A 25,392-nucleotide genomic window follows, 5' to 3' on the forward strand; every position below is an offset into this window, starting at 1 on the left:
ATCCTGCTACGCGATCAATGATAGTCGGGGATGCCCGGCATGGTGATGAAGCCCGGAATCGTACGAACCCGCCGCATCCAGCGCCGGAGAGCCGGATATTCGTCGTGATCGACGCCAAAGTCACGCGACAGCGCGATCGTCGGGAACAGGGCGATCTCGGCGAGCGTCGCATTCTCGCCGACGAACCAGTCGAAGCCCTCCAGTTCGCGCCGGGTCATGTGGTCGTCCATGATGCGGAAGGCGCGTCGGGAAGCGGCGATGACAGCATCCCGGTCCGCCGGGACTTCGAGCATGTCATGCAGCCGCGCCAGCGTCGCGGGCGCCAGGTCCTGGCCGGCGAAGAACAGCCACATCATCACCTCGCCGAAGCGGACGGGATCGGCCGGCAACCACTGGCCATCCCTGTCGTGCAGGCGGGTGAGATAGCAGAGGATGGCGCCGGCATCGCGCAGGGCGGTCGCGCCTTCGACGAGGATCGGCAGGTTGCCGAGCGGATTGAGGCGGAGATAGGCCGGCGAACGCTGCTCGTGGCCGGGATGAACGTTGACCGCCACCTTGTCGTATTCGACGCCCAGCACGGAGAGCAGCAGGCGGACCTTGTAGCTGTCGGAATCCAGTTCGTAATCGTGCAGGATCAGGCTCATGCCGCCGCTCCCGCATGGCCGGCAACCGGCGCCACAGCGCCTGCAGGCAGCGCCTCGAGCGCGGCGCGGAGATCCTCGGCCCAGACGGCGATATCCTTCAACGGCACGTCCCCGCCGGTACGGGCGATATGCAGCGCCGTGCGCTCGGCGCCATAGGGCTGCAGCGCCAGGAACAAGGTCGCGCCGCCCGGCGTCGCCGCGAAGGTGCTGGGCGACAGCGATTCGAACGTGCCGGCCAGGCCCGCTTCCAGCGCGTGGGCGACGGCTTCGGGCGCGCGGTCGATATAGAGGCTACGGACGGGCACGGCGGCGATATCCTGCGGCGGCGGCCCGCCCACCTCCGGCGCGGACTGCACCCAGATCATGCCGGCGGCCTCGACCGAGGCGTAGGTCGGCACCTTGATCGTCTCCGGCACCTCGAGGCTCGGATGCGCCGGGATGTGGCGGCATTGGCCGGCCTCGTCATACTGCCAGCCGTGATAGAGGCAAGCGATGTGGTTGCCGCGCACGAAGCCGAAGGAAAGCCGCATGCCGCGATGCGGGCAGCGATCCTCCCAGACATGGCTGGCGCCCGATGCGTCGCGCCAGATCACCAGCTCCTTGCCAAAAAGCTGCGTGCCGGCCGAGGTCCCCACCTCCAGCCCGTTGCCAAGCCCAAGGGCATACCAGCCCGCTGCAAAACCCATAATTGCCGTTCCCCTGTCTTCTGGATATTCCGGAGCGGTCATTGCCGTTCCGTCTTGCGGTGGATGTCGAGCACGAGGCAATCGATCGGTCCGAGGCTGCACGCCATTTCGAACATGTCGACCAGATCGGCCGCCCCCTCGACGGCGACCTCGACCCGCTCGCAGCCGACCGCGCCGAGGCGCAGCACGAGCGACAGGCGAGTGGCGCGATGGCGCATGAATTCCGTGAAGCTCTCCGGCTGGAAATGGCCCAGGAAGGCCATCGTCACCGGCGCGTTCGTCTGCACGGGCTGGCTCATCCGACGCGCTCGTCCTCGAATTCCGCCAATTGCTGGCGGCGATAGTCACGCGGCGCGACGCCGAAGCGCGACTTGAAGGCGCGGCGGAAATGCGCGTCGTTGTTGAAGCCGGAACGCAGGCCGATCTCGTTCACGGTCAGCGCGCGCAGGTCGGCGCTCTCCAGCCCCTTGCGGCTGCGGTCGAGCCGGCGCTCGCGGATCCAGTCGGTGACGGACTGCCCGTCGCCCTGGAACAGATGGTGCAGATAGCGCACCGAGATGCCGTTGGCGCTGGCGATGCGATCGGGATTGAGGCCGTTATCGGCGAGCTCCGCATCGATGAAGGATTTGACCGCGTTCAGACGGCGGCGCTGGATCACCGAGCTCTGGTTCTCCTGCGATTCCGAAAGCATCGCCGCCAGGGCGCCGAGGCTGGCGACCACGCTCTCGGCGAAGGCGTCCCGCGCGCGCTCCGAGGCGATAGCGTGGATATTGGGAATGGCGCGCGCGCTGCCGAGCACGGCGCCGAGGACCGGATCGCTTGCGGCGATGCGCAGGGCGCAGATGTCTTCCAGGCAGGAGACATAGAGGCCGATGCGGTTCGACGGAAGTTGCAGGATGGCGACCGCGCCCTCCTCCGCCTGGACATATTCGAGCGGGCTGGTGGTCAGGTGAAAGGCCGCGTCGCCGGCCTCGAGCTGCACGGTGCGACCGAACTGCGAGAAGCTGCAGCGGCCGTCGAGCGGGATGGTCAGTACAAGCCGCTGGCGATGGGCGCGGTAGATCTCGTGCGGCGTCTGCAAGGCGACATAGCGCGGCGCGTTGAACAGGCGCAGGCCGAGGGTGCCGAGATCCCAGAGATCGAGGCTGGCGCGGAAGCTCGCGCGGTCGCCCGGAGCCACCGTCATCGGGCTGCAGCTCCGCCACATCATGGCTTCCCATTCCGGGTGGTCGAGAAGGGCGCGGGCAGCTGGCGGAAGCATGAAATCCCCTCATGGTCGGCAACGAATGCCGATCGCCTAACATTCAGGCATGTCTAACCTGTAGGCAATGCGACATCAATGCGCCTTCGCGCCGACCGGGCCGAAGCGACCCGCCGCCCAGCGCAAGACGACCGGCGCGAGAGCGCAACGCATCCTCCCGCAAGCGCACGGAAGCCCGGCAATACGCCGGTTGACCCGGGCTTCGGCGCCGACTGCCATGCGCGACGAACGTCGGCGCTGGCCTGAACATTGCTTCGAGAGGAGGCACGGCCCCAGGAGCAAGCCCGATGGACCTTACGAGTTTCGCGCGTCGCCTTCCCAAGATCGAACTGCACCTCCACCTCGAGGGCGCGGTGCGGCCGTCGACCTTTGTCGAACTGGCGCGGAAGAACGGCGTGGAACTGCCCTATTTCGACGAGATCGGCGAGCTCTACCGCTATGACAACCTGCCGGACTTCCTGAAGATCTACGACCTCGTCAGCCGCTCGATCCGCGATGCCAATGACTTCCATCGCATCACCTACGAGATGCTGGAGAGCTGCGCCACCAGTAACGCCCGCCATGTCGAGTTCTTCTTCTCGGCCCATGCCCACCAGGCGCATGGCGTCGACTATTTGACGATGCTCGACGGCATCCTGGCGGCGATGGCCGACATCGAGACGGACAAGGGCCTGACGTCGCGCCTGATCCCGGCGCACAGCCGAGAACTCGGCCTCAAGAGCGGCCTCGAATTCCTCGACATGGTGCTGGAGCATCGCAGCGACGCGATCATCGGCATCGGCCTCGACTACAACGAGGCGCCCTTCCCGCCCGCGCCGTTCCGCCCACTGTTCGAGCAGGCGAAGCAGGCCGGGCTGCACGTCACCGCGCATGCCGGCGAAAGCGGCCCCGCCGCCAACGTCCGGGATTCGCTGGAAATTCTCGGCGTCGAGCGGATCGACCACGGCTATCACGTCGTCGACGATCCCGCCCTCGTCGCGCAATGCCGCGCGGCCGGCACCTTCTTCACCTGCTGCCCGAGCACGACCGAGGCGACGACGATCTGGCGCGACCTGTCGGCGCCGGACCACGCCATCCGCCGCATGCTCGACGCCGGACTGAACGTCACCATCCACTCCGACGATCCGCCCATGTTCGGCACGGATTTAGCCAATGAGTACGTTCTGGCCGCCGAAAAGCTGCACATGGACGCGCCAATGCTCAAGAAGTGTGCACTCGACAGTATCCGTGCCTCCTGGCTCGACGCCGACACCAAGCGCGACTGGCTCGGCGACTGGTCGAAGGAGATCGACGGGCTGATGGCGGAACTCGACGCCGCGCCCGCCGCGTCGCACCCGGAATTCACTTCCTGAACACCACCGAGAACCGAGGGGAACGAATGATCGACTTCAAGAACATGGACCGCCGCCGCTTCATGGGCCTTGCCGGCATGACGGCCGCTTCGTCGCTGATGCTGCCGCAGTTCGGCCGGCCGGCCTATGGCGCGACACCGCTCGCCGCTGTCAAGGAAGAGGATGCCGTGATCGGCTTCGGCCATGTCGGCCCGATCTCGGATGAAGGTTGGACCTGGAGCCACCACCAGGGCCTCGAGGCGGTCAAGGCCGCCTTCCCGAAGGCGAAGTATCTCGAAGTCGAGAACATCCCCTTCTCAGCCGATTGCACGCGCATCTATCGGCAGATGGTGTCCGACGGCGCCAACATGATCATCTCGACCTCCAACTATGGCGACCTGATCTACGAGGTTTCCGACCGCGCCACGGACGTCGCCTTCATGGAGTGCGACGGCCACCGCAAGGCCGACAACCTCTCCTACTATTACATCCAGCACTGGTTCCCGACCTATGTGGCGGGCGTCGCCGCCGGCCTGCTGTCGAAGACCGGCAAGCTCGGCTATGTCGCCTCCTTCCCGGTCCCGGCCGTGTTCTGCGGCACCAACGCCTTCCTGATGGGCGCGCGCACCGTCAATCCGGAAGCGACGCTGCAGACCGTCGTCATCAACTCCTGGTTCGACCCGCAGGGCGCCAAGCAGGCCGGCACCGCGCTGATCGACAATGGCTGCGACTTCCTGTTCGGCATCATGGACGAGGCCGCCTACCTGCAGGTCGCGCAGGAGCGCGGCGTCTGGGCGGCGATGTGGAACACCGACATCCGCCGCTACGGCCCGGATGCCTATGTCACCTCGATCGTCCTCGACTGGAACCAGTATTACGTCGACCAGGTGCGCAAGCGCCTCGCCGGCGAATGGACCGGCGGCGAGGGCACGCTGCTGCCGATGGGCAAGGGCATCGACCGCGACGCCTGGGGCGCCAAGGTCCCGGCCGAGGTCGCCGCCAAGGCGGACGCGGTGCGCGACCGCATCCTCAACGAAGGCTTCAATCCCTTCGTCGGCGAGATCAAGGACATCGACGGCAATGTCCGCGTCAAGGCCGGCGAGACCATGACTCCGGAAGCCCTCTACACCTGGGACTGGTCGATCGAAGGCGTGTCCGGCCTCAAGGTCTGACGCCCAATCCAAAGGCCCCTTCCCGGCGACGGGAGGGGCCGCTCTCCTGCATGCTGACGACGAGGACGCCCATCGATGCCTGAAGCTCCGGCACGCGACATTCCTGCCAGGCCGATCATCGCGCTGGAAGGCATCGGCAAGGTGTTTCCGGGCGTCATCGCCAATGCCGATATCGACTTCGACCTCCGCCCCGGCGAAATCCATGCGCTGCTCGGCGAGAACGGCGCCGGCAAGTCGACGCTGATGAACATCCTGACCGGCATCTACCGGCCGGATTCCGGCCGCATCCTGCTCGATGGCGCGGTTCAGAGCTTCGGCTCGCCGGTCGAGGCGATCGCTGCCGGCATCGGCATGGTGCATCAGCACTTCAAGCTGGTGCGCGCCTTCACCGTCGCCGAGAACGTTCATCTCGGCTGGAAGGATACGCCCCGCTTCGCCTCGGCGCAGGTGCTGGAAGCGCGGACGCGGGAACTCTCCGAACGCTACGGCCTCGCCGTCCGACCCGACGCGCGCATCGACGAGCTTTCCGCCGGCGAGCAGCAGCGCGTCGAGATCCTGCGCGTGCTGGCGCGGCAGGCGCGCGTGCTGATCCTCGACGAGCCGACCGCCGTGCTGACGCCGAGCGAGGCGCGCACCCTTTTCAAGGCGCTGCGGGCCTTCCGCGCCGCCGGCAATTCCGTGATCTTCATCAGCCACAAGCTCGACGAGGTGCTGGAGATTTCCGACCGCGTCACGGTGCTGCGTGGCGGCCGCAAGGTCGTCACCGAACCGACGGCGAACTGCACCACGACGAAGCTGGCGCAGCTGATGGTCGGCCGCGAGATGGTGCTGGGCGGCCTGCGCGAGATGATGACGCCGCGCCACGAACCCGGCCGCATCGTCATCGCGCTCGAAAACGTCTCGGCCGCCGATGATCGCGGCCGTGCCGGCCTGATCGACGCCGATCTTGAGGTGCGCGCCGGCGAGATCCTCGGCATTGCCGGCGTCGCCGGCAACGGCCAGCGCGAGCTCTCCGAAATCCTGACCGGCGTGCGCAAGCCGACCGGCGGCCGGATCCTGATCGAAGGCGTTGCCGTCGACGACCCGTCGCCGGCCTTCTTCCTCGATATCGGCGTCGGCCATATCCCGGAGGACCGACTGCGCAGCGGCGTCGCTCCGAGCCTTTCGGTCGCCGACAACGCCGTGTTGCGCACCTATGCCGAGCCCCCGATCGCCCAAGGCGCGCTGTTCAAGCCCGGCGCCGCCGACCGGCTCGCCAAGGAGATTGCCGCCGACGCGGAGGTGACGCTGCCCTCGCTGCGCACTCCGATCCGCAACCTTTCCGGCGGCAACCAGCAGCGCCTCGTCGCCCGACGCGAGATGCGCATCGCCAGACTCGCCATCGTCGCCGCCTATCCGAGCCGCGGCCTCGATGTCGGCGCCATCTCGACCCTGCTTCGCTACCTGATCGACCTGCGCAATTCCGGCGTCGCCGTCGTGCTGATTTCCGAGGAGCTATCCGAATTGTTCGACGTCACCGACCGCATCGCCGTCATGTTCAAGGGGCGGGTGATGGGACTTTTCGAGACGCAGGACGCGGATCTCGAAACGGTCGGCCTGCTGATGGGCGGGCAGACGAAGCAGCCTGCCACCCAAGCCGTCGAGGCTGCTTGACATGAGCGGCTTCCCGTCCCTGCGCCTTGTCCGTAGCTCCACCGTTTCCGGCCGCCGTATCCTTGCCGCTCGCGCGATCGGCTTCATCGCGGCGCTCGCCGTCGGCGCCATCGTGCTCGCCGCATGCGGCTTCGACCCACTGCATCTCGGCACCCAGATCATCAAGAAGAGTCTGGGATCGCGCTTTGGCCTCGAAGATCTCGGCCTGCTTCTGACGCCGCTGATCCTGACCGGTCTCGCCGTCACCGTGATGATGAAGATCGGCCTCTGGAACATCGGCGCCGACGGCCAGTTCTATATCGGCGCCTTCGCGGCGACCGCGATCGGCCTGTTCGTGAAGGGCCCCGAGCCCTTCATGCTGCTGCTCTGCTTCGCGGCCGGAGCGGCCGGCGGCGCGCTCTGGATCCTCGTGCCGACGCTGGCGCGCGCCTATGGCAAGGTCGATGAGATCATCACGACGCTTCTGCTGAACTTCGTCGCCTTGCTGCTGGTCTATTACGTCGCCACCGGTCCCTGGCGCGACCGCACCACGGGAACCGTCGCCTCGACCGGCCGCGTGCCCTACCAGATGCCGGATTTCTTCGGCTCGCTGCACTGGGGCTTCGTCATCGCGGTGGTCGCGCCGATCCTGTTCGGGCTGCTGCTGCGCTACACGAAATGGGGCTACGAGATTCGTCTGACCGGCGCCAATCCGGAGGCCGCGCACTATGCCGGCATCCCGGTCCGCCGCCGCATGATCACCATCATGCTGCTCTCCGGCGCCATCGCAGGTATTGCCGGCATGCTGGAAGTGACCGGCACGGTGCATCGCCTGCAGGGTGGCATCTCCAACAACTATGGCTATCTCGGCGTCATGGTCGCGGTGCTGGCACGCGGCTCGCCGGTCGGCGTGATCGCCGGCGCGGCGCTGATGGCGATCATCCTGAACGCCGGCATCATCCTGCAGACGCAGGGCCTGACCACCGCCGCCGTTCTCGCCCTGACCGGCCTCATCATGATGTTCACCGCGGTCGCCGACCAGTTCGCCCATTACCGCCTCGTCCGCGCCCTGCCCCAGGCAGCGCCGGCAACGGCCGCGGGCTGAGGAAATCCCATGGAACTCATTACCGGCATCCTGACGACGGCGATCCTGGCGGGCGGCGTGCTGGCGCTGGCGGCGCTCGGCGAAGTGCTGGCCGAGCGCGTCGGCGTCTTCAACCTGGGCGTCGAGGGCCTGATGGCGCTCGGCGGCGTCACCGGCATCATCGCCGTGACGCTCTACCCCAATCCTTTCTTCGGCTTCGCCATGGCGCTTCTCGTCGGCCTCGGCTTCGGGGCGCTGTTCGCCTTAGCGACGGTCGTCTTCCGCGCCAACCAGGTGTTGTGCGGGCTGGCGCTGACCATGCTCGGCTCCGGCCTCGCCGTCACCATCGGCAAGAGCTATTCCGGCATGCCGGCCAAGGCGACCTTCGAGAAGATCGTCGTGCCCTATCTGAGCGACCTGCCGATCCTTGGCCGCGCCCTCTTCTCGCAGAACATCCTCGTCTATCTGATCTACCTGGTCATCCCGGCGGCGATCTCCTTCGTGCTGTTCCGCACCCGCCACGGCATGAATGTCCGCGCCGTCGGCGAGAATCCGGCAGCCGCCGACAGCGCCGGTATCCCGGTGACGCTGATCCGCTTCTGGTACGTCACCATCGGCGCGGCTCTCGGAGCGGGTGCCGGGGCCTATCTGACGCTCGCCTTCGTGCCCTCCTGGTCGGACGGCGTCGTCGCCGGGCGCGGCTGGATCGCGGTGGCGCTGGTGATCTTCGCCGGCTACCGGCCGTTCGGAGCGGTGTTCGGCGCGCTGCTCTTCGGCGTGATCACGGCGATCGGCTATGTGGGGCAGGCGCGCAACTGGCCGATCTCGCCCACATTCCTTTCCATGCTGCCCTATCTCGGCACCATGCTGGCAATGATCCTGCCGGTATTCCTGTGGCGTCGGCTGCGGCTCGGCTTCACCGCGCCGGCTGGCCTCGGCGTGCCGTTCTTCCGCGACGAACGATGACCCGACTCGCTCGAAAAGCGAGTGTGTGCAACATTTGGCGGCCTGCCCGCCGCATCTGCCCCTGAGGAGAATGGCCATGGCACGACCGGCTGAAAAAGCATCCCTCGACCAGTGGTATGTGATCGACATCGCGGCCGATATTCCGGCCGAGCCGAAGCCGAACCGGCTGCTCGGCCGCGACCTGATCGTCTCCCGCGATACGGCGGGAACGGTCGTCGTGCGGGAAAAGCTGGAAGGCGGCGTTCTAGGCGAGGCGCTGCCGACGCGCGATCGCTACGGCTTCATCTGGACGACCCTCGGCACGCCGGAGCGCGAGTTGTTCGATATCCCCGAAGCCGACGAGCCCGACCGGCGGCACGTCGTCTGCGGCGCGGTCGCCGTGCGCGCCTCGGGCCTGCGCATCGTCGAGAACTTCCTCGACATGGCGCATTTCCCCTTCGTCCACACCGATATCCTCGGCGCCGAGCCGCACACGGAAGTGCGCCACTACACGACCGAGATCCGCCGCGACGTCGACGAGGTCTGGGCCACCAATTGCGAGTTCTTCCAGCCGCAGGCAGCGCTTTCCGCCTCAGGCGGGATCATGACGCAGTACATGTACCGCGTCGCGGCGCCGTTCCAGACGCTGCTCTACAAGACCTGCCCCGCGGCGGCGAACCGCTGGGACGTGATCTGCCTGTTCGTGCAGCCGCTCGACCATGACCGCTGCCGCGCCCATCCGGTGATGTTCATCATCGACGACGAGAGCACGCTGACCAGCATGGTGCATTTCCAGCAGCTGATCTTCCTGCAGGACCGGATCATCCTGGAGAACCAGCGCCCGCGCCTGCTGCCGCTGGAGCCGCGCGCGGAGATTCCGACCCGCGCCGACATCTCCTCTGTCGCCTACCGGCGCTGGCTGAAGGAGAAGGGCGTCACCTTCGGCACCGCCGAACGCGCCGCCTGAACCTTCCCGCCGTTCCTTCGCCAAAGTCTTTTTCGAAGCCAGCATTTCGGGGCCGCATTGCCATGACCATCGATATCGCCATCATCAACGGCACCGTGCTTCCGATGGGCGGCGCCAAGCCGATCGAGAACGGCGTCGTCACCCTGACGGGGAGCACAATCACTGCCGTTGGCCCCGCCGACGCGGTCGATATCCGCGGCGCGCGCAAGGTGATCGACGCCTCGCTCTCGGCCGTCATGCCCGGCTTCTGCGACAGCCACACCCACATCGCCTCCAACATGCTGCTGCGCGGCCTGCTGGAGGACGTGAAGCTGTTCGAATGGCTTTCGACAATGTGGCAGCTCAAGCGCAACTTCGACCCCGAGACGCTCTACTGGGCGAGCCTGATGGGCCTCGTCGAAATGGTGAAGTCGGGCATCACCACCTTCAACGAGCACTTCGACGCCTATGCCGTCGAGCCGGAGATCGAGGCGTTGAAGCGGATTCCGCTGCGGGCGACGCTCGGCTACGGCTTCGCCGATCGCGGCCTCTACGCGCCGATCACCGACTGGTCGTGGAAGACGCTGAACAATTTCGGCGACCTCGTTTCCAAGCATCACAAGACACGCGACGGCCTGCTGCAAATCGGCCTGTCGCCGCATGCGCCCTATTCCTGCGGCGAGGAGATGTACCGGCTGACGCGCGAGGTGGCCGACGCCTACAGCGTGCCGATCCACACCCACCTCGCCGAGGGCACGCAGGAAATGGCCTACATGGCCGAGAATTACGGCACCTCGCCGGTGCGCTGGCTGGAGTCGCTCGGCTTCCTGAAGGGCGACATCACCGCCGCCCACTGCACCCAGCTCGACGCGGAAGACATGAAGATCCTGGCGGCGCATGACGTCAAGATCGGCCACTGCCCCTGCTGCAACGCCAAGCTCAATTCCGGCACCATGCCGCTCAAATGCGTGCTGGAGCACGGCATCACCGTCGGCCTCGCCACCGACGGCCCCGCCAGCCACAACACGCTCGACATGTTCCAGGAGATGAAGTTCGCCGGCCTGATCCACAAGGACAAGACCAACGACGTCGAGTTCCTGAAGACGGCGGAAATCCTGGAGCTGGCGACCGCAGAGGGCGCGAAGGCGATGAACCGGCCGGAGACCGGCCGGCTCGCGCCCGGCATGGCCGCCGACGTCATCGTCGTGGATCTCGACAAGGCGCACAGCCTGCCCGTCTATGACGCGGCCGCCGCCCTCGTCTATTCGAGCCGGGCCGACGACGTCACCCACACCATTGTCAACGGGCGAATGCTGATGGAAAACCGCTTCGTCGCGGGTATAGACGAGGCGGAAATCCGCCGCGAATTCCGCACCCGCGCCCATGCGCTGCGCAAGCGCAGCCTGGGCTGAGACCGCCAGACTGGAACCCGCCTTGACCGACCTGCGCAGCAAGACCATCGCCGGCACGTTCTGCCATGCTCCCGAACTCGGCTCGATCGAGATCCTGAGAGACGCGCTGGTCGAGATCGACGGTCGCGGCACCATCGTGGCGGTGACTCCGGCCGGCGATCCCGGCCATGCCGCGAAGCGCGCGCGGGCAGCGGACTCCGGCGCGCTCGTCGAGGCGCCGGCCGAGAGCTACATCCTACCCGGCTTCGTCGACCTGCATATCCACGCGCCGCAATATCCGCAGCTCGGCAAGGCGCTCGACGTGCCGCTGGAAGTCTGGCTGCAGCAGCACACCTTCCCGCTCGAGGCGCGCTATGCCGACCTCGCCTTCGCCCGCCGCCACTATGAAGCGCTGGTCGAGGACCTGATCGCCAACGGCACGACGACGGCGCTCTATTTCGCCACGCAGCATGTCGAGGCGTCCAAACTGCTGGTCGACATCTGCCTCGAACAGGGCCAGCGCGCCCTGGTCGGCAAGGTGGCGATGGATAATCCGGCCGAATGCCCGGACTATTATCGCGACGCCTCGGCCGAGGAAGGCATCACGGGCACGAAGGCGCTGATCGACTATGTCGCCGCGCATCCGGAAAACCACGGCCTGGTCCATCCCGTGATCACGCCACGCTTCGTTCCCTCCTGCACCGATCCCCTGCTGGAAGGGCTCGGCGAACTGGCGCGCCAATGCGGCTGCCATGTCCAGACGCACTGCTCGGAAAGCGACTGGGCACATGGCTATGTGCTCGACCGCTTCGGCCGCACCGACGCCGAGACGCTCGACCGCTTCGGCCTGATGACGCGCAGGACCGTGCTGGCGCATTCGAACTTCCTGACCGACGGCGACATGGAGCTGATCCATGCGCGCGGCGCCGGCGTCGCGCATTGCCCGCTCTCCAACGCCTATTTCGCCAATGCCGTCTTCCCGCTCCGGGCGGCGCTCGCCAAGGGCGTGCGCGTCGGCCTCGGCACCGACATTTCGGGCGGCCCGACCGCCTCGATGATCGAGGCGCAGCGGATGGCGATCGCTGCCTCGCGCATGCTGGAAACCGGCGTCGACCCGACACTGCCGCAGGCCGAGCGCGGCCGGCCGGGTTCGCGCATCGATTTCGACGTCGCCTTCCATCTCGCCACCGCCGGCGGCGCCGAAGCGCTCGATCTGCCGGTCGGCCGGTTCGCGCCCGGCTGCCACTTCGACGCCATCCTCGTCGACCCGCACGCGCCGGGCGGGACGATGCGCGTCTGGGACGACATCGACAGCGACGCGGACGCGCTGCAGAAGATCGTCTACACCGCCTCCAAGGGCAATCTGGCCGAGATCTGGATCGGTGGCCGGCGCGTCGGCGGCACCGGCTGACGTCGCCCGGCCCTGCGACGCCTCCAGGCGCAACAAACGACCCAATATCGATCTTGAATTGAAATCAGTTTTCTTTATGCCAGTCGGCGGAACGCTAGCTTGGCAGCGAATTGCCGCGACGGGACCGCAAGCGCCGTCCGGGGGCGCGGCACGGGACGTTTTCACGAGACTATGGGGGTAAGATCATGGGCAAGAAGCTTCTTTCGCTCGCGCTGGCCGCAGGCCTGACTGCGCTTTCTTCGGGCGCCTATGCCGAGGGCATCGCCGGCGCGCCGGCGCCGTTCGACAAGGGCGGCGTCAAGATCGCCGTCATCTCCTTCCTCGGCTCGGGCGACTGGCTGCAGGCCTTCGAGGCCGGCGTGAAGCGCCAGGCCGACGCGCTGGGGATCGAGGCCAACATCTCGCAGGCCCGCAACGACATCAACGCCGAGCGCGAACTGATCCAGCAGGCGATCAATCTCGGCGTGAAGGGCATCGTCATCAACAACGGCCAGCCGGAAGCGCTGAAGGACGTCGCGCAGGCGGCCCTCGACGCCGGCATCCCGGTCGTCGCCTATGACGTCAACCTCGACAACGCCAAGATCCCGCAGATCGAGCAGTCCGACGCCGACATGGCGCGCCTCGTTCTGGAGCAGGCCGTTAAGGAGCAGGGCGAGACCTTCGACGGCGGCGCCGTCTACGTCTCCGGCTTCGCGCCGCTCGACCGCCGCTATGCCGTCTGGAAGGACTTCGGCAAGAAGTATCCCGGCATCAAGGAAGTCGCGACGTGGGGCGTCGTCAACGACAGCGTCCCCGCCTCGGTCGCCGACCAGACCAAGGCCGTGCTCGCCGCCAACCCGACCCTCTCGGTCGTCTTCACCCCCTGGGACGAATTCGCCCGCGGCGTGAAGCTCGCCATCGACGAGGCCGGCGTCGCCGACAAGGTCAAGATCTACGGCGTCGACATCTCGACCTCGGACATCCAGGCCATGCTCGAGCCGAACAGCCCGTGGGTCGCCACCGCCGCCACCAACCCGGCCGTCGTCGGCGAAGTGTCGGTGCGCGCGCTGGCGCAGCTGATCGCCGGCCAGGACCCGGGCCACTCGGTCCTGATCCAGCCGACGCTGGTCACCAAGAAAGACCTCGTCGACAACAACATCAAGACGATCGAGGAACTGCAGGACAAGTTCCCGGCCTTCAAGGATAGCGACGCCGCCAAGAAGGACTGGATCCCGGCCTCGAAGTAAGGAAGGGCGCTCCGCCTGAACCCTCCCCTTGAGGGAGGGTCAAAAGTGCACAGCACTTTTGGGGAGGGGTGCCTGAGATGTCGGGGAGAGGAACGCTTCGGCTTACCGAAGCTGCCCCCTCCCCAAATCCGCCAAGGCGGATTTGACCCTCCCTCAAGGGGAGGGTTTCGCTCGTGATTTCGGCTTCGCCCAAAGTAAAGAAAAGACCATGACCGCCCTCCCCACCCCCGACTATGCGAAGAATATCCGCCTGATCGGCCATTCCGACCAGGGCGGGCGGCCGGACGCGCTGCAGGTCATGGTGCATCGCGGCTTCGCCTATGTGGCTCATCCCTGGTCGCAGGGCTTCTCCATCATCGACGTGCGCGACCCGAAGAACCCGGGCGAGACAGTGTTCGTGCCGGCGCCGCCGAACACCTGGACCATCCACCTGCAGACGCATGACGACCTGCTGCTCGTCATCCATGCGCGCGACCTCTTCGCCGATGCCGCCTTCGCGGTGGACGAGAAGGTCTATTACACCAAGTCGGTCGGCGAGACGGTCGGCACGGCCGGCGGCGCGAAGACCGCCCGCAACTGGTCGGCCGGCATGGCGATCTACGACATCTCCAAGCCGACCCAGCCGCGCCAGATCGGCTTCTTCCCGGTCGAGGGCGTCGGCATCCATCGCATCTGGTATGTTGGCGGCCGCTACGCCTATGTCTCGGCGCTCGTCGACGGCTATAGCGACTACATCTTCATGATCGTCGACCTTCAGGATCCGACGAAACCGGTCGAGGCCGGCCGCTGGTGGATCCCCGGCATGCATCTCGCCGGCGGCGAGCACGCGACATGGGGCGAAGGCCGGCGTTATGCGCTACATCACAGCCTCGTCGAAGGCGACACCGCCTATGCCTGCTGGCGCGACGGCGGCCTCACTATCCTCGACATCGCCGACAAGTCGGCGCCGAAGCTGATCACGCACAAGAACTGGTCGCCGCCCTTCGGCGGCGGCACCCATTCGCCGCTGCCGCTGCCGAAGCGCGACCTGCTGGTCGTCGCCGACGAGGCCGTGCTCGACCACGAGGAAGACGGCCGCAAGCGGACTTGGATCTTCGACATCAAGGACAAGGCGAACCCGATCTCGATCGCCACGCTGCCGACGCCGGCCGAGGCCGACTACACCGCCAAGGGCGGTCATTTCGGCCCGCATAATCTGCACGAGAACCGGCCCGGCAGCTTCGTCTCCGACACGTTGATCTTCGCGACCTACCAGAATGCCGGCGTGCGCGTGTTCGACATCTCCAACCCGTTCGAGCCGAAGGAGACCGGCGCGCTGGTGCCGGCGGCGCCCGAGCGCATGGTCGACAAGCGGGGAAACCGCCCGCGCGTGATCCAGTCGGCCGATCTGTTCGTCGACGCCAACGGCATCATCTATTCCACCGACTACAATGCCGGTCTCGCCATCATGGAGTATGAAGGGTGAGCAACACGCCCTCCTCCGCCCGGATCGCCGTCTCCGTCACGGGGCTCGAAAAATCGTTCGGCCCGACGCGCGCGCTCGCCGGCGCGGATCTCGTCGTCGAGGCCGGCGAGATCGTCGCGCTGATGGGCGCCAACGGCGCCGGCAAGTCGACGCTGGTCAAGATCCTCTCCGGCTCGATCTCCGCCGATGCCGGCACGATCCTGCTGAATGGCAAGACGGTCTCCTTCGGCTCGCCGGCCGAAGCACAAGCCGCCGGCATCGCCACCGTGCACCAGGCGACCGATCAGGCCGGCGCCGCCGGGCTGACCGTGGCCGAGAACCTGACGCTGAACGAGCTCTGCGGCACCGGCAGCTTCTTCGTCTCGCCGCGCTCGACCCGCAAGCGCGCGAAGGAGATCGCCGCGCTGATCGACCTCGATCTGCCGCTCGACCGCGACTTCATCGACCTGCGCCCGGCCGAACGCCAGCTGATCGCCATCGCCCGCGCGGTCGCCGCCAAGGCATCCGTGCTGATCCTCGACGAGCCGACCTCCAGCCTGTCCTCGACCGAGGCCGAACGGCTGTTCTCGGTGCTGCGCCGCCTGAAGGCGAGCGGCATCGCCATCCTCTACATCTCGCACCGTACCGGCGACCTGGCGGCGATCGCCGATCGCGCCGTCGTGCTGCGCGGCGGCAAGGTCGTCGCCTCCTTCGCCAAGCCGATCGATTTTTCGGCCGCCGTCGCCGCCATGATCGGCCGCACGCTCGACGCCGGTGGCCATGCCGGCTCGGTCTCGACGGCTCCGATCCTCGCCTCCGTCAAGCGGGCGCGCCTGATCCCCGGCTCGCGGCCGTTCGATCTCGACCTCCGCTCGGGCGAGGTGGTGGCGATCACCGGCACGCTCGGCTCCGGCAAGACCCGGCTGCTGCGCGCCCTGTTCGGGCTCGAGACGCTCGCCGAAGGCTCGTTCACCCTCGACGGCAAGCCCTGGCTTTCCGACGGCCCTGCCCGCTCGATCGACAATGGCGTGTTCATGGTCGCCGAGGATCGCTGGGCCTCGTCGCTGCTGCCGCCTGAAATTCCCGGTGCCTCGATTGCCGGCACCATCGCGCTGCCGCATCTGCCGCGCTGGTTCCCGCTCGGCCTGCTGCGCGAGACGCGCGAACGGCTGGTCGCGGCCGACGCCATCGGCCGGCTCGGCATCAAGGCGCGCGGTCCCGACGACACGCTCGACCAGCTTTCCGGCGGCAACCAGCAGAAGGTCGTGCTGGCGCGCTGGCAGGCGGCGTCCTGCCGGCTGCTGCTGCTCGACGAACCTTTCCAGGGCGTCGACGTCGGCGCCCGCGCCGACTTGATCGCGGCGATCCGCAACAGCCAGTCCGGCTCGGCGACCCTGATCGCCACCAGCGACACCGAAGAAGCGCTCGAGGTTGCCGACCGCATCCTTGTCATGCGCGACCACTCCCTTTACGAGGCCGACGGCCGCCATGAATCGCTCGCCGCCATGATCGGCCGCGTCGAGAGCGCCGAAACCCAGGCTGCCGGCACAGGACACCCATGATGACCGACCACGCTGCATCTTCGTCGAAGCCGGCTTCGACCTTCGCCGAAACGGCGCGCAAATATGCGCTCTTCGTCCTGCTGGCGGCGATGCTGGTCGGCTTCTGGTCGGCCCAGCCCGCCTTCATCAATTCGGCCAATCTGTTCTCGATCCTGCAGGCGGTCTCCGTCGTCGCCATCCTCGGCGTCGGCGTCTCGATCACCATGTCGGCCGGTGGCTTCGACCTCTCGGTCGGTAGCGTCGCCGCTTCATCCGTGATGGCGGCGAGCTACGCCATGGTCGTGCTGCAGTTGAACGCCTTCGAGACGCTCGGCCTCGTGCTGCTGATGGGCGCCTTCATCGGCCTGGTGAACGGCCTGCTGATCGTCCGCGTCGGCGTGCCCGACCTTCTGGCGACCCTCTCGACCATGTTCCTGCTCGCCGGCCTGCAGCTGATCCCGACCGGCGGCCGCTCGATCACCGCCGGCATGATGCTGCCGAACGGCACCACGGCGGCCGGTGCGTATGACCCGGCCTTCCTGATCCTCGGCCGCGCCCGGCTGTTCGACACCGTGCCCTATCCGGTCATCGTCATGGCCATCGTCGCCATCCTCGCCTGGTTCCTGATGGAGCGCACGCGCTGGGGCCGCGTGTTCTACGCCATCGGCGGCAATGAGACCGCCGCTCACCTCGCCGGTGCGCCGACCAAGGCCTATCGCCTCTGGGCCTATGTTCTCTCCGGCACGCTCGCCTCGCTCGGCGGCCTGATCGTCGCCTCGCGCGTCGGCCGCGGGGACGTCTCGGCCGGCAACTCGCTGCTGCTCGACGCCGTCGCCGCCTCGCTGATCGGCTTCGCCGTGCTCGACAAGCGCCGCCCGCATGTGCTCGGCACGGTGCTCGGCGCCATCTTCGTCGGCGTGCTGCTGAATGGCCTCACCATGCTGAACGCGCCCTATTACACGCAGGACTTCGTCAAGGGCGTCGTCCTCGTCGGCGCGCTGGCGCTCACCTTCGGCCTCGGCAAGAAGAAGCGGTAAGAGCGCTTTCGAGCGAAAGAGATGCCGGTCCGCCCGCCCCAGCCATGTCGACCTGTCTCCGGCCACGGGATGACGACGGAGTTGGACGCCTATCGCCTCGAATCCGGCGCCCAGATCCCGGCGCCACCGCCCGGCGGGACTTCAAGCGGCTGAGGGAGGACGGTGCCCGGGCTGGTTTTGACTGCGCCCGAAATACTGGCGCCGCGTCGCCTGCCGGATGCACCGCCAGGCGACCATCGCCGCCCCGCATATCCGGGCTGCGCACCAGAGCGGCTACGCTTCGCGGCGCCGCCCCCTCCGGGTGATCATCTCCCGCGTCGTGAGCTGGCCCGAAGGCTACCCCCCGCCCTCGCCTCAGGCCGCCCTGGCGGCCGCGACGATATCTTCCGGGGTGCGGAAGCTGTGCGGCTCGAGCAGGAAGGTGCGGGCGAGGCGGGCCGCCTTGGTCTCCAGCGGCGCGCGGCGGGCCGGGTCGGCGATACGCTCGAAATCGGCATTGTGGGCGAAGCCAAGAATGCGGCGGATGGTCTTCACCCCGGCATAGCCGACCGCGTCGGCGAAGATCCGGTCGAGGAATGCCTCGCGCCGAGCCGCCAGGACGGCTGCATCCGCCGGGTTGGCGAACATCGTCGCCGGGTAGGCGTCGCCGCGGGCGCTGCTCTCCCAGAGCGCCAGGAAGCGGTGCTTGAACGTGTTCCAGAACACGGGCACCTGGTCGAGCACCCAGTCGGCCTGCGCGCGGCGGTCGTCGCCTGCCGTCGCATGGCCGGGCTGGGCCAGATAGTTCATGACGAGATTGGCCAGGAAGGCGCCGACATCGAAGCCGATCGGCCCGACGAAGGAAAATTCCGGGTCCATGACGCGGGTATCGGTCTCGGTCACCATCACCGAGCCGGTGTGCAGATCGCCATGGATCAGCGCCTGCCCGCTGGTGAGGAAGCGCCAGCCGAAATCGGCGACGGCGCCCTTCAGGGCGGAATCGGCGCGGAAATCGCGCGCCAGGCCGTCCAGCTCCGGGCTGGTCCAGCGATTGCGCGGCGACTGGCTGAGCGGATCGGAGAACACGACCTCGGCCGTGATGCGGATCAGCGAGGTGTTCTTCGCGAAGGCGGCCGTCCACTCGGCCTTTTCCTCGATCGTCGCGCCGAGATCGGAGGTGGCGAAGGTGGAACGGGCGGCGAACTCGCCGACATGCTCGGCGACATGCGGGTAGCGCTTCCCCTCGATCAGGCCGCGCCGCAGGATGATGTGCGGCGACAGGCGCTCCATGACGAAGGCGTAGAGCTCGGGCTGGTAGTGGTAGAAGCGCGGCGCCAGGCCTTCGACATGCGCGCCGACCGCCCGGTAATAGGACTGCTCGAAGAAGGCGCGATCGAGCGGCAGCGGCCAGCTCTCTCCGGCGGCGCGGACATAGGGCAGCGACTGCTTCACGCAGACCGAGCCATCCGGGCCATCGACCAGGAAGACGAGATTCAGATTGCCGTCGCCGACTTCCTGCACCGTCCAGCCTTCCGGCGCGCCACCGAGCTTCTCGCGCATCGCCGGCAAGCCGTCGAGGAAGCCGCGGACGGAATGGCTGTCGAGGGGGTGGTAACCGGCGGGCACGTCGAGGGACATGGAGGCTGCTCTATCGTTGTCGCGCTGCGTCTTCGGCGCCTGGCGCGGCTGGCAAGAAAGCGGCGCGGGAGCCAGTCCCGCGCCGCGTCGAAATCAATGGCGGTCAGCCCTAGCGCGTCTCGATCGCGCGCGCCAGAGCCGGCTTACGAGGCGTTACTTCGCCGCCGGGATCCAGGCGGCCGTCGCCGCGTCGCTCTTGCCGAAGGCCGGCAGCTTGGCGTCGAGGTCCTCGACCGTCTTGATCGCATTGGCGCGCAGGTCCTTCTGCGTGATCAGCACCGGCTTGACGACGATGTTGTGGCCCGGATCCTCGCCGGCGATCAGCTTGGCGACGGCGCGCACCGAAACCTCGCCGACGACGGCGGGGTTGGTGGCGACGGTGGCGACCCACGGGCTGCCCTCGGCGGCGATCTCGGTGATGTCAGCGGTCGAAACGTCGGCCGAGTAGATCTTCACCTTGTCGGAGATGCCGAGTTCGTCAGTGGCGAGCTTCACGCCGCGGGCGAATTCGTCATAGGGCGCGAACACGACGGAGATGTCGGGATTGGCCTGGAAGGCGGCCTTGGTCTGGTCGGCGGTCGACGAGGCGGTGGTGTCGTTCACCGCGCCCCAGCGTGCCTTCTCGACGATGCCGGAATTTGCCTTCTTGGTCTCTTCCCAGACCTCGTTGCGGCGGTCGAGCGGCGCGAAGCCGGCGACATAGACATAGCCGGCGTTGAACGCCTTGCCATTGTCGGAGATCGCCTGCTCGAGCGCGGTCTTGGCCAGCTCGTGGTCCGACTGCTCGACCTGCGGGATAGCCGGATTGCCGAGATCGACATCGAAGGCGACGACCTTGATGCCGGCGTCGAGCGCCTTCTGCGCCACGTCCTTCAGCGATTCCGGCTGGCCGTGATCGATGATGATGCCCTGGACGCCGAGGTTGATCGCCTGCTCGACCTGCTCGCGCTGGGCGGCGGCGTCCTGGCGACCGGAGAAGATCTGCAGGTCGATGCCGAGGGCCTTGGCCTGCTTCTGCGCGCCAGCCTGGTAGGACTGGAAGAAGTCGCCGGCGGAAATGAACGTCACCAGCGCCACCTTGACGCCGCCCTTGTCGAAGGGAGCGGGAGCGCCGGCGAGGCCCTCGCCATAGGCGGGCGCGCCGAGGAGGCTGGTCGCCAGCAGGCCCGCGCCGGCCAGGCCGATTGCAAAACGCTTCATCTATTCTCTCCCATGCGTCCCCAAGGACGGCTACGATCCCGGCAACACGCAGCGCCCCGGCGGCGAAGTTGCAATTTCATTCTGATAGCGCGACGGCTGACGCGCACGGAACGAAGGATTTTCTCTTTATTCGGGACGGCTTGGGAAATTTGATCTACCCCACGCTTGCGCGCGCGTTTTAGTTAGTATGGTGGCGCCCGGCCCGCTTGCCGGGACCGTGCCTTTTAATGGAGTAGCGTGGTTGGCGCAGACGAGTTCCCTGAAATCCGAGCCGCTTGTCGCGGGAGGCGAGAGCGCCGAGGCGAAGGCCGTGGCCGGCGTCATCGCGGCCGGCCGAGCCAGCGCAGCGCGCCACTGGGTGCCGGCGACCTCCGGCAATTTTTCCGTCCGCATCGACGCCTGGACGATCGCGATCACGCGCTCGGGCGTCGACAAGGGCAACCTGCTCGCCTCCGACATCCTGATCCAGCCGCTCGGAGAAAAGCTGCTGCCGGGATCATCGGCCGAGGCGGAACTGCACACCGCGCTCTACAGCGAGCGGCCGGAGCTCGGAGCGATCTTCCACGTCCACAGCCCCGCCGCCACCGTGCTGTCGCGCCTGGCGCTGGCCGAGGGCAGCCTGCGGCTGACCGGCTGGGAACTGCAGAAGGCCCTTGTCGGCGTGCGCACGCATGAGGCGACGGTCGACGTTCCGGTCTTCGCCAACGACCAGGATATCAGCGCGCTTTCGGGCCGCGTGCTCGCGCGGCTGGCGCAGCCGGTCGGTGACGCCATCGCCGCGCCCGGCTATCTTCTCGCCGGACACGGCGTCTACGCTTGGGGCGCCACGGAATCCGATGCCGCCCGCCATCTCGAAGCGCTCGAAACGCTATTCGCGTTCGAGCTTTCCTACAGGAGGTTCACGCCATGACCACGCTGACCATCTATCCGGACAAGGATCCGGCCAACCCCGTCGCCGTCACGTCCGACCCGGTGGAAATCGCCGCCGAGCTGAACAAGGTCGGCGTTCTGTTCGAGCGCTGGAAGGCCGGCGCGGAGCTGGCCGCCAATGCCAGCCATGAAGACATCCTCGCCGCCTACAAGGCCGAGGTCGATCGGCTCTCCGCCGCAGAGGGCTACCAGACCATCGACGTGATGCGCATCACGCCGGACAATCCGAACAAGCAGGCCATCCGCACCAAGTTCCTCGACGAGCACACGCATGACGAGGACGAGGTCCGCTTCTTCGTCGAGGGCTCCGGCGCGTTCTATCTGCATCTCGGCGACAAGGTGTACCGCGTCGTCTGCACGCGCGATGACCTGCTCTCGGTCCCGGCCGGCACGCTGCACTGGTTCGACATGGGCCCCGAGCCGAACTTCACCTGCATCCGCCTGTTCATCTCGCCGGATGGCTGGGTCGCGAACTTCACGGGCGACAAGATCGCTTCGACCATTCCCGCCTTCGGCGAACCCGTCGCGGCCTGATCCCGCTGAATATCCCTCTCCCCCCGCCCGGCGGGAGAGGGCATCCATTCAAGAGAGAACCTCCCAGGCCACCCGCCTGAAGGCGGCCTTCGGCGCCACGGTCGCCAGCAGGTTCGGCAGATCGGCCGCATAGTCGACCGCGCCGCGCTCGACGCCGCCCAGCACCGCCAGCTCGATATCCGCATAGGCCCGGCCGGCCGCGATCCAGCTGACCAAAGCCACCTGCAAGGGACCGAGGCTCGGGTTGAAGGCGGCATTTTCCAGCGCAGCCCCCGTGACGACCATTCCATCCGCCGATTTAAGGACGACCGCCGAAGGCGCTCGACTATAGGGAACATAGGCAAGCTGTCCGGCTGCCAGCAGCGCCGCCTCCATTTCCGGCGCATCGGAAATATCCGATCGCAGCACCCGCAGCGCCTGTCGCCCCCCGCCCTGCCCGACCGGCGTCACCCCCGCCTCGCCGAGATCCGCCGGCGAGAAAGCCCAGGGCAGCAGGTGCCGCAGTTCGACGCGGTGGCCCTGCATGGTGGTGATCGGGAGATCGAGACCGCCGCTGAACTCCGCCAGGAACTGCCGGCAATGGCCGCAGGGCGGCGCCGCCTCCAGGGCGATCTCGGCGATCGACGTGCCGCGCGAAAAGGCGCGTGCCGACAGGAACTGCTCGCCATGGATCGCCTCGCCGAGATTGGCGCCGGGAAACTCGACATTGCCGCCGAGGATCAGATCGCCGGTCTCGCGTTCCAGCGCAACCGCGCCGATTGTAAAATGGGAGATCGGCGGCCGCGCAACGCCCCGCGCCAGGGGAACCAGCAGGAGCATCAGCTCGGAAATGCCCGCGAGCCCGTGCCTCGCGACGAGATCCGCCGCCAGCGCGGCCGGCACGACAAGGCCGTCATGGGAATTTCGGCGCGCGGCGAGCGCATGCGTCACCTCGGCCGAGATCGCCTGCCCCTTGTCGCCAAGTAGCGACTGGCAACGCAGGCCAATGGCTGGATCCGGCTGAAACCGATCGACTGCGATCACCGCACGCTCCTTAGTAAAAATCGAGAATCGATAACAATAGCTTGAACAAAGCCGCCCGACCGTCCGGGAAACGCCGGAAAGACAGACGCATGGCCGCGCGAATCACGGACAAGTTTGCGTCATCGATCTTGCTGACGCAGCCCCGAAGGGACTATCTCGCACTGTGCAATCAGGGCCGGGATCGGGCGGACCGGCTAGGTATAACCTGGAATTGTTCTCGCCTGACATACGCACCACGAGTATATATTTCGGCGCGGCATCCGACGAATCCGCCATGGTTCCCGGGATCCAGCAGACGGGAATCCAACGCCGTCGGACAGGGGCGATCTCGGAGGCGCGATGAACGACAAGCCGGATCCACCGACGCGAAGGCATGCGACGCTGAAGGATGTCGCCGAGGCCTGCGGGCTGTCGGTCGCCACCGTCTCGCGCTACCTGAACCGGTCGATCAAGCTGCCGCCCGCCACGATCGGGCGGATCGACGCCGCGATCGCGGCCCTGAATTACCAGCCCAACCAGCACGCCCGCAGCCTCAGTCTCGGACGCTCCGAGACGATCGGGCTCGTGGTTCCCGATATCTCCAATCCCTATTTCGCGCATCTCGCCGCATCGGTCGAACAGGCCGCTTCCGAGTTCGGGCTCGGCCTGGTGCTCTGCCCGACACTGAGCCGGACCGACCGCGAGATCGACTATCTGGGCCGGCTGGCCCGCCGCCATGTCGATGGGCTGCTCTTCGCCACCAACAATGGCGACGATCCCGCGCTGGGCCGCGCGCTGCAGGGCACCTCGACAGTCGTGCTGGTCGACGACGACATCATCGGCGCCCGCGCGCCGACGATCATGGCCGACAGCGACCAGGGCGGCTTCCTCGCCGCCCGTCACCTGATCGAAATGGGCCATCGCCGGCTCGGCTATGTCGGCGGGCCAGCAGGGCTTTCGAGCAGCCGGGGCCGCCTCGGCGGCTTTCGCCGCGCCGTGGCGGCCTCGGAACGGCCGGTGACGATCGCGGCCGAAATCCAGGGCCCCTATTCGTCCGAGCATGGCCGGCTCGCGGCGGGACAGATCCTGGCGCTCGATCCGGTGCCGAGCGCCGTCTTCGCCGCGAGCGACGAGATTGTGCTCGGGCTCTTGTCCGTGTTCAAACAGCGTGGGGTGAGAGTCGGCACCGACATCTCTGTCGTCGCCTTTGACGACGTCGGTCCGCTGCAACTGTTCGATCCGCCGCTGACGGCGATCCGCCAGCCCGTCGAAAGACTGGGCCGGCGCGCCGTGGAGATGGTGCTCGACCTGATCAAGGGCGAGATGCGGGAGCCCGTGAGCGAGGTGCTGCCGGTCGAACTGATCATCCGCGAATCCGTCAAGCCGCCTCGTTCTTGAGGCGGCACTACAGGGGGTAAGTATGACTGTGAAGAAGGTGCTGCTCGTCGGCGAAAGCTGGATGTCGAGCGCCACGCACTACAAGGGCTTCGACCAGTTCGGCAGCGTCACCTTCCATCTCGGCGCCGAGCCGCTGGTGAAAGCTCTGGCCGGCAGCGAATTCGAGCTCACCTACATGCAAGCGCACCAGGTGCCGACCGAGCTGCCGCTGACGCTCGAAGGCCTCGACGCCTATGACGCGATCATCCTGTCCGACATCGGCTCCAACTCGATCCTGCTGCACCCCGACGTCTGGCTGCACGGCAAGCCGATGCCGAACCGGCTCAAGCTGCTGCGCGAATGGACGAAGAAGGGCGGCGGCCTCGTCATGATCGGCGGCTACCTGACCTTCCAGGGCATCGACGGACGCGGCCGCTGGTCGCGCACCGCGGTCGAGGACGCGCTGCCGGTCACCTGCCTGCCGCATGACGACCGCATCGAGGTTCCGGAGGGCTTCCGCGCCGAGATCGTCGGCAACCGGTCCCATCCGCTGCTGGCGGGCCTCGACGGCGAATGGCCGATTCTGCTCGGCGCCAACGAGGTGAAGCTGCGCGACCGCGCGGACGTGGAACTGCTGGCCCGCCTGCCCGATTCGGAGGGCGGCCATCCGCTTCTCGTCGCCGGCGAATTCGGCGAAGGCCGCAGCGTCGCCTGGACCTCGGACATCGGCCCGCACTGGCTGCCGAACAGCTTCGTCGAATGGCCGGGCTATGCCCGCCTCTGGAAGAACGTGCTCGGCTGGGTCACCAAGGCGAGCTGATCCGCACAGCGGCAGGCAAGCCCCTCACCCACCCCTCTCCCGCAAGCGGGCGAGGGCTTTTCGGGCAGCGCCCTTCATCGCCATGGCGCTCTTTTGCGACCGGGTGCGATGCTCCCCTCTCCCGCCCGCGGGAGAGGGTTGGGGTGAGGGTCTCCTGCCCC

At 67.2% G+C, this 25,392-nt stretch carries 23 protein-coding genes; 16 read left to right on the forward strand and 7 right to left on the reverse strand.

The window, feature by feature from the left end; translation table 11 throughout:
* Positions 1–14: 14 nt before the first annotated feature.
* From WFK98_RS10250 to WFK98_RS10265, 4 genes are read right to left on the reverse strand one after another with little or no spacing between them, the layout of a single operon-like run.
* A complete protein-coding gene (locus tag WFK98_RS10250) occupies positions 15–644 on the reverse strand; it encodes a glutathione S-transferase family protein (protein ID WP_336800131.1) in 630 nt (209 codons plus the stop codon).
* Positions 641–1,330 carry a Rieske (2Fe-2S) protein gene (locus tag WFK98_RS10255; protein WP_336800132.1) on the reverse strand — a complete coding sequence of 230 codons (690 nt, stop codon included), beginning with the start codon at positions 1,328–1,330 and terminating at the stop codon, positions 641–643. Before WFK98_RS10255 ends, WFK98_RS10250 begins: the two co-directional genes overlap by 4 nt.
* 38 nt (positions 1,331–1,368) lie before the next feature.
* Entirely contained in the window at positions 1,369–1,629 is a 261-nt protein-coding gene (locus WFK98_RS10260) for a hypothetical protein (RefSeq protein ID WP_336800133.1), read from the reverse strand.
* Positions 1,626–2,591, reverse strand: coding sequence for a helix-turn-helix domain-containing protein (locus WFK98_RS10265; RefSeq protein ID WP_266337908.1), 966 nt, complete (start codon positions 2,589–2,591; stop codon positions 1,626–1,628). Before WFK98_RS10265 ends, WFK98_RS10260 begins: the two co-directional genes overlap by 4 nt.
* A 287-nt stretch (positions 2,592–2,878) precedes the next feature.
* Between WFK98_RS10265 and add the strand changes: the two genes are divergently transcribed.
* From add to WFK98_RS10325, 12 genes are all read left to right on the forward strand, one after another.
* Entirely contained in the window at positions 2,879–3,943 is a 1,065-nt protein-coding gene (add, locus tag WFK98_RS10270) for an adenosine deaminase (protein ID WP_336800134.1), read from the forward strand.
* 26 nt (positions 3,944–3,969) lie between these two features.
* Positions 3,970–5,094 carry a BMP family ABC transporter substrate-binding protein gene (locus tag WFK98_RS10275; RefSeq protein WP_336800135.1) on the forward strand — a complete coding sequence of 375 codons (1,125 nt, stop codon included), beginning with the start codon at positions 3,970–3,972 and terminating at the stop codon, positions 5,092–5,094.
* Between the two features lie 75 nt (positions 5,095–5,169).
* A complete protein-coding gene (locus tag WFK98_RS10280; RefSeq protein WP_336800136.1) occupies positions 5,170–6,747 on the forward strand; it encodes an ABC transporter ATP-binding protein in 1,578 nt (525 codons plus the stop codon).
* A 1-nt stretch (position 6,748) separates the two neighbouring features.
* Positions 6,749–7,831, forward strand: a complete 1,083-nt coding sequence (locus tag WFK98_RS10285) for an ABC transporter permease (protein WP_266337912.1) — start codon at positions 6,749–6,751, stop codon at positions 7,829–7,831.
* A gap of 9 nt (positions 7,832–7,840) precedes the next feature.
* Complete coding sequence (locus WFK98_RS10290) at positions 7,841–8,776, forward strand: ABC transporter permease (RefSeq protein ID WP_266337913.1); 936 nt, start codon at positions 7,841–7,843, stop codon at positions 8,774–8,776.
* A 76-nt stretch (positions 8,777–8,852) separates the two neighbouring features.
* Positions 8,853–9,722: an aromatic ring-hydroxylating oxygenase subunit alpha gene (locus WFK98_RS10295; protein ID WP_266337914.1), complete on the forward strand. Its 870-nt coding sequence runs from the start codon at positions 8,853–8,855 to the stop codon at positions 9,720–9,722.
* Positions 9,723–9,784: 62 nt separating this feature from the next.
* Complete coding sequence (locus WFK98_RS10300) at positions 9,785–11,113, forward strand: amidohydrolase family protein (protein ID WP_336800137.1); 1,329 nt, start codon at positions 9,785–9,787, stop codon at positions 11,111–11,113.
* 22 nt (positions 11,114–11,135) lie between these two features.
* A complete protein-coding gene (guaD, locus tag WFK98_RS10305) occupies positions 11,136–12,503 on the forward strand; it encodes a guanine deaminase (RefSeq protein WP_336800138.1) in 1,368 nt (455 codons plus the stop codon).
* A 185-nt stretch (positions 12,504–12,688) separates the two neighbouring features.
* Positions 12,689–13,729, forward strand: a complete 1,041-nt coding sequence (locus WFK98_RS10310; RefSeq protein ID WP_336800139.1) for a substrate-binding domain-containing protein — start codon at positions 12,689–12,691, stop codon at positions 13,727–13,729.
* Positions 13,730–13,937: 208 nt separating this feature from the next.
* A complete protein-coding gene (locus WFK98_RS10315) occupies positions 13,938–15,194 on the forward strand; it encodes an LVIVD repeat-containing protein (RefSeq protein ID WP_336800140.1) in 1,257 nt (418 codons plus the stop codon).
* Positions 15,191–16,735, forward strand: coding sequence for a sugar ABC transporter ATP-binding protein (locus WFK98_RS10320; RefSeq protein WP_336800141.1), 1,545 nt, complete (start codon positions 15,191–15,193; stop codon positions 16,733–16,735). The genes WFK98_RS10315 and WFK98_RS10320 overlap by 4 nt, the downstream gene beginning before the upstream one ends.
* A complete protein-coding gene (locus WFK98_RS10325; protein WP_266337920.1) occupies positions 16,735–17,751 on the forward strand; it encodes an ABC transporter permease in 1,017 nt (338 codons plus the stop codon). Before WFK98_RS10320 ends, WFK98_RS10325 begins: the two co-directional genes overlap by 1 nt.
* 354 nt (positions 17,752–18,105) lie before the next feature.
* Here WFK98_RS10325 and mtnK read toward each other — a convergent pair whose 3' ends face one another.
* Positions 18,106–19,368: an S-methyl-5-thioribose kinase gene (mtnK, locus tag WFK98_RS10330; RefSeq protein ID WP_336800142.1), complete on the reverse strand. Its 1,263-nt coding sequence runs from the start codon at positions 19,366–19,368 to the stop codon at positions 18,106–18,108.
* Positions 19,369–19,521: 153 nt separating this feature from the next.
* Complete coding sequence (locus WFK98_RS10335) at positions 19,522–20,568, reverse strand: substrate-binding domain-containing protein (RefSeq protein ID WP_266337922.1); 1,047 nt, start codon at positions 20,566–20,568, stop codon at positions 19,522–19,524.
* Positions 20,569–20,809: 241 nt separating this feature from the next.
* On the opposite strand from WFK98_RS10335, the gene mtnB reads away from it, so the two are divergent.
* Complete coding sequence (mtnB, locus tag WFK98_RS10340) at positions 20,810–21,478, forward strand: methylthioribulose 1-phosphate dehydratase (protein WP_336800143.1); 669 nt, start codon at positions 20,810–20,812, stop codon at positions 21,476–21,478.
* On the forward strand, positions 21,475–22,032 hold the full coding sequence (locus WFK98_RS10345; RefSeq protein ID WP_266337924.1) for a 1,2-dihydroxy-3-keto-5-methylthiopentene dioxygenase: 558 nt from the start codon (positions 21,475–21,477) through the stop codon (positions 22,030–22,032). The genes mtnB and WFK98_RS10345 overlap by 4 nt, the downstream gene beginning before the upstream one ends.
* A gap of 48 nt (positions 22,033–22,080) precedes the next feature.
* Here WFK98_RS10345 and cdd read toward each other — a convergent pair whose 3' ends face one another.
* The gene (cdd, locus tag WFK98_RS10350) at positions 22,081–23,055 is read right to left on the reverse strand and encodes a cytidine deaminase (protein ID WP_336800144.1); all 975 of its coding nucleotides are present in this window, start codon (positions 23,053–23,055) and stop codon (positions 22,081–22,083) included.
* A 339-nt stretch (positions 23,056–23,394) separates the two neighbouring features.
* Here cdd and WFK98_RS10355 point away from each other — a divergent pair, with 339 nt between their 5' ends.
* A complete protein-coding gene (locus tag WFK98_RS10355; protein ID WP_336800145.1) occupies positions 23,395–24,432 on the forward strand; it encodes a LacI family DNA-binding transcriptional regulator in 1,038 nt (345 codons plus the stop codon).
* A 22-nt stretch (positions 24,433–24,454) separates the two neighbouring features.
* On the forward strand, positions 24,455–25,231 hold the full coding sequence (locus WFK98_RS10360; RefSeq protein WP_336800146.1) for a glutamine amidotransferase: 777 nt from the start codon (positions 24,455–24,457) through the stop codon (positions 25,229–25,231).
* Positions 25,232–25,392: the final 161 nt, after the last annotated feature.

It is taken from the genome of Kaistia sp. MMO-174 (assembly GCF_037147815.1).
In the GTDB taxonomy this organism is placed as follows: domain Bacteria; phylum Pseudomonadota; class Alphaproteobacteria; order Rhizobiales; family Kaistiaceae; genus Kaistia; species Kaistia nematophila.